We start from the raw sequence: 12,147 nt of genomic DNA on the forward strand, positions 1-12,147 counted from the left end.
CACCCCTCCCTTGATAAGGGAGGGGGAATATTCCCCCTATCAGAATGGGCTAGGCGGTGAGAGTATTCTCTGCATCAGAATGATGCCAGGGGGTGAACTGTTAATAATTTTTACAAAGGCCAATAACAATAATGCGCTATTTATTGATTGTGATTTCCTGCTTTTTTATTGGCTGTGCGGATCTTGCATCGCGCACCCATCACCAACCAGCAGGCGTGCTTGCCGCTAAACCTTTGTATCGCGATCCCGTGTTTGATGGTGCCGCAGACCCTTCTATTATTTTTAATGCAGCCGAAAAAAAGTGGTGGATGTTTTACACCAATCGCCGCGCCAATGTGCCGGGTTTAACCAATGTTACCTGGGTGCACGGCACACCCATTGGTGTTGCTGAATCGGTAGATGGTGTTACCTGGAATTATCGCGGCACAGTTAATTTTCCCGACAACATTCCCGGTGCCGCGAATGTTGAAACCGCCACTTATTGGGCGCCGGCAGTGTTGGAGCACGAGGGCATTTACCACATGTACCTCACCATAGTTCCTGGTATTTTTGACAATTGGAATCACCCGCGCACCATCGTGCATTTAACCAGCCGCGATTTAATCGCATGGGAATACCAAAGCACCTTGCCTTTGGTAAATAACAAAGTCATCGATGCAAGTGTATTGCGGTTAGCCGATGGCCGTTGGCGCCTTTGGTATAACAATGAATTGGCCGGTAAAAAAACGTTTTATGCCGACAGCAATGATTTGTATCACTGGCAGGATCAAGGTTCAGCCAATTTACCCAATGAGCGCGGTGAAGCGCCGCTGGTATTTTTTTGGCAAGGCCATTATTGGTTGATTAATGATTTGCTCGGCAATAACGGGCTGGGTGTTTATAAATCTACCGATGCCCTACATTGGCAGCGCCAGCCAAGCGATTTATTAGCAATAGCCGGCACCGGTGTGGATGATCAAAATGCTGGTCATCACCCCGAAGTGATTGTCAGTGGCGGCCGTGCATTTCTTTATTATTTTGTTCACCCCGGTGTCAATGCCGAGACAGTCTATGATCAAACTCCGGCGCTGGATGTTAAACGCAGCTCCATTCAAGTGGTGGAGTTGCAATTCCACAATGGCTGGTTAGTTGCAGATCGCAATGCGCCCAGCTATGTCAAATTACTGCCGGGTTCTCACCGCCAATAAGGCATAAATGCGCTACAGGAATTGTTCATGGGTGCAGCAAAAATAATGCAATCTGTTGTGTTGCTCTGGTGCAGTTTTTTTACTGCGCACAGCATCGCGGCAGATTGGGTGGACAGCCGCAAACACCACGGCGATTTTCCATTAGTCGCAAAAAAGCAAGCTGCGCCTATTGTGATTGCACCGGGCGATCACAAACTGGTCACACTGGCGGCGCGCGATTTGGTAAACGATATTGCGCAAGTGACCGGGCGCAAACCCTCGCTGTTAAAACCCAAAACCACTGCGTTCACCGATTTAAAAACGCCGGCAGTTATTATTGGCACCTTGGGAAAAAATCCGGTAATCGATAATTTAGTCGCCAGCGGTAAATTGAATATTGGTGATCTGCGCGGGCAGTGGGAGAGTTTTTTAATTGCTGTTGTCGAGCAGCCCCACGCCGGTATGGAGCAGGCATTAGTTATTGTAGGCAGCGATAAACGCGGCACCGCTTATGGTGTTTACGAGTTGTCCCAGGCGATGGGTGTTTCGCCCTGGCATTGGTGGGCAGATCTAGTTCCTGAGAAAAAAGCGTCGCTGTATGTGGCAGCCGCCAGCCGCCGTTTTGGGCCGCCTTCGGTGAAATATCGCGGCATTTTTATTAACGATGAAGGCTGGGGAATTCACCAGTGGGCCGCAAAAACCTTTGAGCCGGAACACGCCGGTATAGGCCCAAAAACCTATCAAAAAGTATTTGAATTATTGCTTCGTTTAAAAGCCAATACTCTTTGGCCGGCCATGCACCCGGTCACCAAACCCTTCAATCATTTTCCGGAAAATGCCAGGCTGGCGGACAGCTACGGCATTGTGATGGGCTCCTCCCATGCTGAACCTATGCTGCGCAATAACGTCGGTGAGTGGCAGTTACCGCACGAGCAATACAATTATGTATCGCACCCGGAAACTGTTAAGGCCTATTGGCAAACGCGCATGGAATCCAATGGCCAATTTGAAAATATTTACACACTGGGCATGCGCGGAATCCACGATTCCTATATGCAGGGGCCAACTACGGATGCACAGCGCATCCAGTTATTACAAAACATATTCACTGAGCAGCGCGGCTTAATTAAAAAATATACCCGGCAAACGGTTGAGCAAGTGCCACAAATGTTTTGCGCTTACAAAGAAGTGTTGGGGTTATATCGCCAGGGTTTAGCTGTACCCGATGATGTCACCATCGTCTGGCCCGACGATAACTTTGGTTACATGCGCAATTTTGCAAATGCAGCAGAGCGCAAACGCAGCGGTGGTTTTGGTATTTATTATCACTTGTCTTACCTGGGCGCGCCTATGGCTTACCTCTGGTTAAATACTACGCCACCGGCATTAATTTGGCAGGAGTTATCCAAGTCCTATGACATGGGCGCAGATCGACTGTGGATAGTGAATGTGGGCGATATAAAACCCGCGGAAATCGGCACAGAATTATTTTTTCAAATGGCTTGGGATATCAAGCGCTGGCAGTTGCACAACCAGCAAGATTTTTTGCGCACATGGGCAGCGCGCGAATTTGGCGATGAACATGCCGAGGCTATCGCCGGCTTAATGCGCGATTATTATCAACTCAACTATCAGCGCAAACCCGAACATTTGCAGTGGTGGTTGCCGCGCACAGCTCCACGCTTGAGTGATTTGAATGCGCAAGAGGTGAGCGAGCGGTTGCAGGCTTTTCAACAATTGCGTGTGCGCACAGAACAGCTGCGCAAAAAAATAGGCGATGCGCAGCAGTATGCATTTTTTCAATTGGTGGCTTACCCCATTAACGGCTCGGCGCTGGCCAATATTCGTTTTTTGGAAGGTGAGCGCGGCAATATCACCGCTGCTAAAGCGGCCGATGCACAACTGAATGAGGAAACCGCACTCTGGAATGATTGGTTAATGGACGGTAAGTGGCGGCATTTTATGACAGTGGAACCCGCTAGCAGCGAATGGGATAAATACCGTTTGGCGCCCTGGGTTCCTCCCCAGGTTACGCTTAGCCAAGCAGCAAAAACGACCAATCCCGCAGTGCAGTCTTTTGCAGTAGATGCTGAAAACTTTACCCGCAAAATAGATCGCCCCAGCGCCTCCTGGCAAATTATTCAAGGGTTGGGCCGCAGTGGGGCAGGGGCGGTTGGGCTTTACCCCATTAATGCACCGGCAATTAATATTTACACCTTGCGCCAGCAGGCACCGCGTTTGGAATACGCGGTTGATTTTCCCGTTACTGGCAAGTTGAAAGTACAAATCCACCTTATTCCAACCCACCCGCTACACGGAACTTCACTGCGCCTTGGCATAGGCCTGAATGACGAACCGCCAGAACTGTTAGAGCTTGACGTAAAAGATGGCAGCGCCGATTGGGCGCAGGGAGTGCTCAATTCCGTTCGAATTTTGGATGCGACTATTCAAGTGAAGCATACGGGTCAAGTGAAACACCCGGGTCAAGTGAAGCACAGTGACAAACAAACGCTGAATATTTATGGCGTGGATGCCGGTGTGTTAGTGGATAAAATTGTGGTGGATGTTGATGGTTTGCCGGCAAGTTATTTGGGCTTGCCGGCACGCCAGCATTAACTGGCATCCATATAATTTTCATAATCCTTGCGCTCGGTGGCGTAATTAAAAACCGGCGCAAGGGAAAAAATATTGTTACAGATACTGCGAAAATATTGCAGGTTGGAATTGGCGCAGCCAATTAATAAACCATCTACATCCGGTTGTGCAATCAAGCTCAACGCGTTGTCGCAGTTAACGCTACCGCCGTAAATAATGGCGGTTTTTTCCGCTTGCGTTTGACCTAGAATTTCGGTGAGCAAAGCGCGAATATCCACATGCACGGCCTGCGCAAAAATAGGTGTTAAACCCTGGCTGCTGCTCAGTGCGTAGGCAGGTTCGTACACTACATATAAGTCGGTATCGCCAAAGGATATGCCCGCCAATGCCTGGTGTAATTGTTGTTGTAATATTTCACGAGTTTTACCGGCCAGTTTTTCTTCCAGGGTTTCACCAATACACAACAAGGGTGCAACACCGGCAGCAACTAATTGTTTCACTTTAATGTGATAGCTGTAATTGCCTTCATTGAGTGCAGCGCGCCGTTCGGCGTGACCTATCAGGCAAATTTTACAACCCAGTTTTTGGGCTGTGTGTGCAGAGAGATCGCCAGTAAAAGTATGTGGATCGGTATTAATATTTTTGCAGCCCACTAACAATTTATCGCCCAGCGGCCGGGCGATTTGTATCATCTCGCTAACGTAAATACCGGGGGAGCAAATAGCCAGCCGGCACTGGTTTGCACTAGGGGATTGTTGTATCTGGCTACCCAGTTCCAGCAGCGTGTCTTGCATTAATTGTTTGCTGCCATTGAGTTTCCAATTGCCGATGATGGTTTTGCCTCTGCGATTCATAGACCTGGCTCCCGTTGTGACCATGCCGAAGGTAAAAAGTTGATTAGCGTGAAAACGCCCTGGATAGAATTGTTGTTATGACTTATTCGCCACCAGGTTTTTTAGTCTATAGGTGATTGCAAATGATTGGAAGTGAATAATTATGCTTGCAATGGATTGTTTTATCGTTATGATTGATTCAAATAACCCTAACCAGTCAGTGGAAGTAGCACCGGATGATGAAAGCCGTTCTCGATATAGGTAAAACCAACGTCAAGCTGCAGCTGGTGGATGCCGAAGGCAGGCTGAGCCATAGTTATTCGCGCAAAAATACACCTCTGGAGAGCGGGCTTTACCCCCATGCAGACGTGGACGCGATTTGGCAGTGGCTGCTGGAAACTCTGGCCAGTTATCCGGCTGCTGCTGAAATCACGGCGCTAATAGTGACCACCCATGGCGCCACGGCGGCGCTGATTAATAGCAATGTACCGGCGGCAGACGCGCTGGTATTGCCGGTGTTGGACTATGAATTTGCCGGTATCAACAGCTGTGATCAGGCCTACCAGGCAGTGCGTCCGGGGTTTAGTGAAACCCTCTCGCCGGATTTGCCCGCCGGCCTGAACCTGGGGCGGCAGATTTTTTGGCTGCAGCAACAATTCCCCGCGCAATTTGCGCAGGCCACACAGTTGCTGATGTACCCGCAATATTGGGCCTGGCGCCTTACCGGGCAGCTGGTGGGCGAGGTGACATCCCTCGGTTGCCACACCGATTTATGGGCGCCACTTACCCAGCGCTATTCCTCGCTGGTGGAACAGTGCCACTGGCAGGCGCTTATGCCGCCCCTGCAGCCTGCATGGCAATCCCTTGGGGTAATCCGCCCGGAAATTGCGAATGCGACGGGTTTGTCGCCCGCGTGTGAAGTACATGTTGGCCTGCATGACAGTAATGCCAGCTACCTGCGCTACCTGTGTAATGAACAAACGCAAACGGCGAGTTTTACCGTGGTCTCCACCGGCACCTGGACTATTTTGATGCAGGCTCAGGGCAGGCTGCGGGACTTGCACCTGCGCCGCGATACACTCGCCAACTGCGATGTATTTGGCGACCCTATTGCCTGCGCCCGTTTTATGGGCGGGCGCGAATACGAAGAGATTTGCCAGCGTTTGGGTGGCGATGTAAACACCCCGGTAAGTGCACAACAGCTGCAAACCGCGCTGGACAATTTATGGATGGTGACTCCGGATTTCAGCAGCGGTAATGGCCCTTTTGGCGGCTTGGCGCCCAAGCTCCAGTGCCCGCTGCCAGCGCCATCGGCCGGCGCCATTGCAACGCTTTATTCCGCTTTGATGATCGACCAGCGCTTGAGCGACTTACAGGCGAGCGGGGCGATTTATATAGAGGGCGCCTTTTTGAAAAACCCGCTGCTCTGTGCACTCCTTGCCCAACTGCGCAGCGGCCAGCCGGTCTATTTGTCAAATGACGATACCGGCACAGTGCAAGGGGCTTTGCTACTTACCCAATTTCCTCAAGTTACCCCATTTGCCCAAGCAAGTCGCGCGCCTCTCACCGAACAAACCCGCCCACACGCCAGGATTGACCTTGTCCCCTGTAAAGCCTCCCAATTCCAGGGTTTGGAGCAATACCGGCAGCGCTGGTATGCATTAATCGGCCAATAATCACCAATTCCCCCCGCAATCAATCAAATGGTATGTTATTTGATTGATTGTGATTGGTTATCCCAGTATGATCAGTGCCAATGTAACCGGTGAATCTGCCGGTTCGCTTCAGTTTGGTCATCTTTCTACTTATAGATCGGAGCATAACCAGCATGTTGGAAAAACAGCGTCAGCAATTGATTTTGGATTTTTTGGAAGAAGCGCAATTTGCCAGCGTGCGTGCCCTGTGTGATCAACTGAATTCATCGGAAGCCACTATTCGACGCGACCTGAATAAATTAGCGGCATCAGGAAAAATTAAAAAAATCCGTGGCGGTGCCGAGGTTATCCAATCCAAAGTGGCGCCCACGGCAAAAATTTCCGGTAAATCTTTTTGGGTCGACAAAGAAAAAAATGTGGATACCAAACGCATGATTGCCAAACGCGCAGTAGAACTCTGTGAGGATGGCGAATCAGTGATTATTAATGGTGGTTCTTCCACTTTTATGATGGCGGAGTTTTTACAAGAGCGCCGCATGAATATCCTCACTAACTCCTTCGTGTTAGCGCAGGAGTTATTGGAGTCCAGCCAAAACCAAATCACCCTGCCAGGGGGTGAGGTTTACCGTAAACAGAGCATTATTCTCAGCTCTTTTGAAAACGACACCACGCAAAACTACCACGGCAGCAAAATGTTTATGGGGTGCCCCGGTATTAGTGAAGTCGGTGTAATGGAAACTGACCCGCTGCTGATTCTGGCGGAACAAAAATTGCGCAAGCGCGCCGATAAATTAATTGTGTTGGCAGACAGCAGCAAAATTGGTGTTAAAGGCAATTTAATTTTTAGTCCGCTGTCAGCGGTAGATATGGTGATCACCGACAGCAATGCCGATAAAGCGACCCTGGCGCATTTTGAGCGGCAGGGTATTGAAGTAATTGTGGTGGATGCCTGCGATTAATCCCTAATTGTTGCCGGCTTATCTAATAGCTGCCGGTTTGCATAACAACGTCGCGGTCAACCTGTTACACACCATCTCCGGTTATTAAACTCCGCGTAAAGCCTGACCCAGTGTCAGGCTTTTTTTAGCCCGAGTTTGATGCCGGCTCTTCTACACTGATGAGTGGCTCTCGCCTGGTTGCCAGCTGTGGCAACACGCACATTGAATGTGATCGAAATCAGGCTTTCAGGATTAATAATGATTGAAAATGATTGTAAATGCTTCCGTATGTGGCTATATTGACTACATTGCTAATGCTAGTTAAATGAAACAATCAAGTTGTATCCACTATAATCATAGGAATCATCCATGTCTTACCAGCCAGATGAATATAAACACGTCAATTACCTCTGGGATGATGCAGTTGCCGACAAACTCGATCCGGTAGAGAACCTGGTGTATCGCTCCAACAAATTGGGAGAAGACCAGCGCATCACTAACACTGGCGGCGGCAATACCTCGGCAAAACTGATTGAAAAAGACCCGCTCACTGGCGAGAAGGTAGAGGTTCTGTGGGTTAAGGGTTCCGGTGGGGATTTACGCACCTCCAAAAAAGAAAATTTTTCTTCGTTGTATAGCGGCAAGTTGCAAGCGCTGGATAAGGTTTACCAGAACTACCCGGACAAGGGTTATAAATCTGCCGGTGAAGACCGCATGGTGGGCATGTTTACCCACTGTAATTTTTGTTTGAATCCGCGCGCGTCATCTATTGATACACCCCTGCACTCCATGATCGCGGAAAAACACGTAGACCATTTGCACCCCAACGCGGTGATTTCCGTCGCCTCCTGTAAAGACCAGGAAAAACTCACTCAGGAAATTTGGGGCGGAAAATTGGCCTATGTACCCTGGATGCGCCCGGGTTGGGAAGCTGCCAAAGTGTGTGAAGAAACCTATGCAAAAAATCCGGATATCTGGGGTATTTTGCTCGGCCAACACGGTCACACAAACTGGGCTTCCGAAAGCAAAACCTGTTACGAAACCTCGCTTTGGGTGATTGAAACCGCCGCGCGTTATATTGAACAGCGCGATAAAGGCGCTAACACTTTTGGTGGTCAGAAATACCAAAGCCTGAGCGATGCAGCGCGCACTGAATTGCTGCGCGAATTTTTACCCGTCGCACGTGGATTAATTTCTGACAAAGTGAAATTTATCGGCACTGTGCAAACCGATGAAACCACGCTGCGTTTTGTAAACAGTGTGGATGCCCCGCGCCTTGCGGAATTGGGCACCTCCTGCCCGGATCATTTCCTGCGCACCAAAATCAAACCACTTTATGTTGAGTTTGATCCGCAGAGCGACAGTTTGGAAACCTTGATCAGCCGCTTCAAAACCGGTTTGGAAAAATACCGCGCGGATTACGCGGCTTATTATGAAGCCTGCAAACGCGCCGATTCTCCGGCGATGCGCGACCCAAGCCCGACCGTGGTGTTAATTCCCGGTGTGGGCATGATTGCCTGGGGCAAAAATAAATCTGAATCGCGCGTGACTGCTGAGTTTTATAACTGCGCTATTGAAGTGATGCGTGGTGCGGAAGCGATTTCAGAATACACCGCACTGCCGGTGCAAGAAGCCTTTGATATTGAATACTGGGCGCTGGAAGAAGCGAAATTGCAACGTATGCCCAAAGAGGCCAATCAAGCGCGCAATGTCGTGGTGGTGATTGGTGCCGGTGATGGTATCGGTAAAGCGGTTGCACACCGTGTTGCAAAAGAAGGCGCGCATGTTGTCTGTGCGGATTTACGTTTGGAAGCCGCTGAACAAACTGCTGCAGAACTCACCAAAATTTACGGCCAGGGTATTGGTGTTGCCGGTACTGGTATTTCCAGCTGCGGCCCGGCCATTGCACTCGCGGTGGATATCACCAAACGCGAAACCGTGCGCGATATGTTTACCCAAGTGATTCTTGCCTATGGCGGTATCGATAATGTGATTGTCACTGCTGGTGTGTTTATCGCCGAGGGTGTCGACATGAACCAAAACGACAAGATTTTTGATCTGAGTTTTGGTGTGAATGTGAAAGGCGGTTATGTGGTTGCATCAGAAGCGCAGAGCATTTGGGCTAAACAAAAATTGCCCGGCTCACTGGTATTAACCACCAGCGTAAACGCAGCGGTTTCCAAAAAAGGTTCACTGGCTTACGACACCAGCAAAGCGGCAGCCAATCACTTGGTGCGCGAGTTGGCGGTTACCTTGGCACCACTGATTAATGTAAACGCATTGGCTCCAGCCACCGTAGTGCAGGGCAGCAATATGTTCCCGCGCGACCGCGTGATTTCATCGCTCGCCAAATACGATATTCCGTTTGATGAAAGTGAAAGCACTGAAGCCCTGCGCAGTAAGTTGGCAGAGTTTTATGCGCAGCGCACACTCACCAAAAAACCAATCACCCCGGACGATCAAGCCGAAGCCGCTTTCCTGTTAATTTCCGGACAACTCAGTAAAACCACTGGCCAGGTCATCAGTGTGGATGGTGGTTTACACGAAGCCTTCTTACGTTAAGAGACAATAATCATGAGACGCATAGATTCAGCGGTAGTACACGAGCAAAACGAACAAGAATTTAAATTTCTGCAAACCGATTTTAATGCGCTGGGTGAAAAACTCAGCCGCGATGGTATCGATATAGAAGCCATCACCAAAGCGGCAGAAGCTTTTCAAATCGCCGTGCCCTCCTGGGGAACTGGCACCGGCGGCACACGCTTTGCGCGTTTCCCCGGCCAGGGCGAGCCGCGTAATATTTTTGAAAAAGTAGAAGACTGCGCGGTGATTAACGAATTGTCAGGTTGTACCGACAGTATTTCGCCGCATTTTCCCTGGGATAAGGTGGATGATTTTTCAGAATTAAAACAGCACGCGGCTGCCTTTGGTTTGAAATGGGTATCGGTTAACTCCAATACCTTTCAGGATCAACCCGGCCAAGCGGTTTCTTACAAATACGGCAGCTTGAGCAATACCGAAAAAGCCTCACGCGATTTAGCGATTCAGCACAATCTGGATTGCATCAGCTACGGCCAACAACTCGGTGCCAAAAGTTTAACCGTATGGGTAGGCGATGGTTCCAACCACCCCGGCCAACAACATTTCCAGCGCGCCTTTGAACGCTATTTGGCCAGCGCCGAACAAATTTACAAAGGCCTGCCGGCGGATTGGGAAATGCATCTGGAACACAAAATGTTTGAGCCAGCATTTTACTCCACCGTGATTCAGGATTGGGGCAGCAGCATTCTGGCAGCTATGCACTTGGGGCCAAAATGTAAATCGCTGGTGGACTTGGGGCACCACGCGCCCAACACCAATATTGAAATGATTGTGGCGCGTTTGATCCAATTTAAAAAATTGGGTGGCTTCCACTTTAATGACAGTAAATACGGCGATGACGATCTGGATTCAGGCTCGCTGCAACCCTACCAACAATTTTTAATTTTTAATGAATTGGTGGATGCGGAGCACCGCAAAGAAGCCGAATTTAATCCAGCCTATATGCTCGATCAATCACACAATGTGACTGACCCGATTGAGAGTTTGGTCACCTCGGCGATTGAAGTGCAGCGCTCGTACATCAAAGCACTCTTGGTAAATCGCGATGCGCTTTACGGTTATCAAGAAGCTAACGATGCAATCATGGCCTCGGGCGAATTAAAACGCGCGTTTAATTTTGATGTGGCGCCGATTCTGGCGATGGCACGCTATCGCAAAGGCGCCGCAATTAATCCGCTCAAAACTTACCGTGCGGCTAAGTATCGCCAATCCATGGCGCCGGTTCGTCCGCGCGATCCTAAAGCGACTGGCTCGGGTATTATCTAAGCCATTAACTGATACAAAAAGAGCGCCAATGTGGCGCTCTTTTTATTTATTGGTTAGTGAAATTAAGGTTTGCCTACATACAACACAATTTTTCCATCAGCGCGGCCCGACTCGCTCAGTGCATGAGCTTTTACTATATCTTCCAATGCAAATTCAGCGGCAATGATTGGTCGCATTTTTCCGGCGTCTACCAGTGCAGCTAATTGAGCTAGTACCTCGGCATCGGGTTGGATAAATACAAAACCTGCGCGTGCCGAATGAGCTGCCGCAAGTTCTGCCGAGGGTGGGCTTACAATCGACACCAGAATGCCTCCTGCTTTGAGTGATGCCCAGGATTTTTCCTGTACCTCACCGCCGATGGTATCGAACACTACATCCATTTCATGCACTACATGATCAAACTGCTGACTGCGATAATCCACTAACTGATCGGCGCCGAGTGATTTCACCAAGGGAATATTTTTGCCAGAGGTTGTTGCCACTACATGTGCGCCATGGGCTTTTGCCAATTGAATCGCCAGCGAGCCAACACCGCCGGAACCTGCATGAATCAATACTCGCTGACCGGCCTGAATATTGGCGGTTTTTATCAGCACATCCCATGCGGTAATACCAGCCAGTGGCAGTGATGCAGCGCAGGCATGGGAAATCGTTTTAGGTTTGAAAGCGGCTTCATTTTCATCGATGGCAATAAATTCAGCGTAACTGCCATTGCGCAAAATATTGGGGCGCGAATAAATAGCATCGCCCGGTTTGAATTTGGTCACGCCGCTGCCCACGGCTTCCACCACGCCAGAGACATCCCAACCCAAAATAATAGGGAATTGGTAGGGCAGCATGTCTTTCAAATAACCGGCGCGAATTTTCCAGTCCACCGGATTAATGGCACTGGCAACTACTCGCACCAGCAAGTCCCGCTCGCCTATTTCGGGCATTGGCGCGTCTTCAACTGTTAATACTTCTTGTCCACCGTAGGTGTGGATTCTGACCGCTTTCATGGGCTTCCCTCTGCGTAGATTAATCAATGTCTGACCTTAGCTGTTTAGTGGTTTATAGCAAGTTATTGGGAAATTTTCTCGACAGTGTTGGTGCA

8 protein-coding genes are annotated in these 12,147 nt (G+C 49.6%); 6 read left to right on the top strand and 2 right to left on the bottom strand.

Features of this window, described 5'->3' with window-relative positions; translation table 11 throughout:
- Positions 1-131 precede the first annotated feature (131 nt).
- On the top strand, positions 132-1,187 hold the full coding sequence (locus tag ACFODX_RS05820) for a glycosyl hydrolase (protein WP_378117033.1): 1,056 nt from the start codon (positions 132-134) through the stop codon (positions 1,185-1,187).
- A 27-nt stretch (positions 1,188-1,214) separates the two neighbouring features.
- Complete coding sequence (locus ACFODX_RS05825) at positions 1,215-3,782, top strand: glycosyl hydrolase 115 family protein (RefSeq protein ID WP_378117035.1); 2,568 nt, start codon at positions 1,215-1,217, stop codon at positions 3,780-3,782.
- On the opposite strand, the gene ACFODX_RS05830 is transcribed toward ACFODX_RS05825, so the two are convergent.
- Positions 3,779-4,615, bottom strand: coding sequence for a triose-phosphate isomerase family protein (locus tag ACFODX_RS05830; protein ID WP_378117037.1), 837 nt, complete (start codon positions 4,613-4,615; stop codon positions 3,779-3,781). The two genes, ACFODX_RS05825 and ACFODX_RS05830, sit on opposite strands and share 4 nt — an antisense overlap.
- A gap of 215 nt (positions 4,616-4,830) precedes the next feature.
- Here ACFODX_RS05830 and ACFODX_RS05835 point away from each other — a divergent pair, with 215 nt between their 5' ends.
- The 4 genes from ACFODX_RS05835 to rhaI all read left to right on the top strand — a co-directional run bounded on the left by ACFODX_RS05835 (position 4,831) and on the right by rhaI (position 11,054).
- Positions 4,831-6,270 (top strand): FGGY-family carbohydrate kinase, encoded by a 1,440-nt coding sequence (locus ACFODX_RS05835; protein ID WP_378117039.1) that lies wholly within the window; start codon positions 4,831-4,833, stop codon positions 6,268-6,270.
- 152 nt (positions 6,271-6,422) lie between these two features.
- A complete protein-coding gene (locus ACFODX_RS05840; RefSeq protein WP_378117041.1) occupies positions 6,423-7,208 on the top strand; it encodes a DeoR/GlpR family DNA-binding transcription regulator in 786 nt (261 codons plus the stop codon).
- Positions 7,209-7,556: 348 nt separating this feature from the next.
- Positions 7,557-9,749 carry a bifunctional rhamnulose-1-phosphate aldolase/short-chain dehydrogenase gene (locus tag ACFODX_RS05845; RefSeq protein ID WP_378117043.1) on the top strand — a complete coding sequence of 731 codons (2,193 nt, stop codon included), beginning with the start codon at positions 7,557-7,559 and terminating at the stop codon, positions 9,747-9,749.
- Between the two features lie 12 nt (positions 9,750-9,761).
- The gene (gene rhaI / locus ACFODX_RS05850; RefSeq protein WP_378117045.1) at positions 9,762-11,054 is read left to right on the top strand and encodes an L-rhamnose catabolism isomerase; all 1,293 of its coding nucleotides are present in this window, start codon (positions 9,762-9,764) and stop codon (positions 11,052-11,054) included.
- Between the two features lie 62 nt (positions 11,055-11,116).
- Here the strand turns inward: rhaI and ACFODX_RS05855 are convergent, their stop codons facing one another.
- Complete coding sequence (locus ACFODX_RS05855) at positions 11,117-12,052, bottom strand: NADP-dependent oxidoreductase (RefSeq protein WP_378117047.1); 936 nt, start codon at positions 12,050-12,052, stop codon at positions 11,117-11,119.
- Between the last annotated feature and the right edge of the window lie 95 nt (positions 12,053-12,147).

The sequence above is a fragment of the Cellvibrio fontiphilus genome, assembly GCF_042646205.1.
In the GTDB taxonomy this organism is placed as follows: Bacteria; Pseudomonadota; Gammaproteobacteria; order Pseudomonadales; family Cellvibrionaceae; genus Cellvibrio; species Cellvibrio fontiphilus_A.

Excerpts from the sequence above, each read along its gene's own strand:
- ACFODX_RS05820 (WP_378117033.1), top strand. The coding sequence starts at position 132 with ATGCGCTATTTATTGATTGTGATTTCCTGCTTTTTTATTGGCTGTGCG.
- ACFODX_RS05825 (WP_378117035.1), top strand. The coding sequence starts at position 1,215 with ATGGGTGCAGCAAAAATAATGCAATCTGTTGTGTTGCTCTGGTGCAGT.
- ACFODX_RS05830 (WP_378117037.1), bottom strand. The coding sequence starts at position 4,615 with ATGAATCGCAGAGGCAAAACCATCATCGGCAATTGGAAACTCAATGGC.
- ACFODX_RS05835 (WP_378117039.1), top strand. The coding sequence starts at position 4,831 with ATGATGAAAGCCGTTCTCGATATAGGTAAAACCAACGTCAAGCTGCAG.
- ACFODX_RS05840 (WP_378117041.1), top strand. The coding sequence starts at position 6,423 with ATGTTGGAAAAACAGCGTCAGCAATTGATTTTGGATTTTTTGGAAGAA.
- ACFODX_RS05845 (WP_378117043.1), top strand. The coding sequence starts at position 7,557 with ATGTCTTACCAGCCAGATGAATATAAACACGTCAATTACCTCTGGGAT.
- rhaI (WP_378117045.1), top strand. The coding sequence starts at position 9,762 with ATGAGACGCATAGATTCAGCGGTAGTACACGAGCAAAACGAACAAGAA.
- ACFODX_RS05855 (WP_378117047.1), bottom strand. The coding sequence starts at position 12,052 with ATGAAAGCGGTCAGAATCCACACCTACGGTGGACAAGAAGTATTAACA.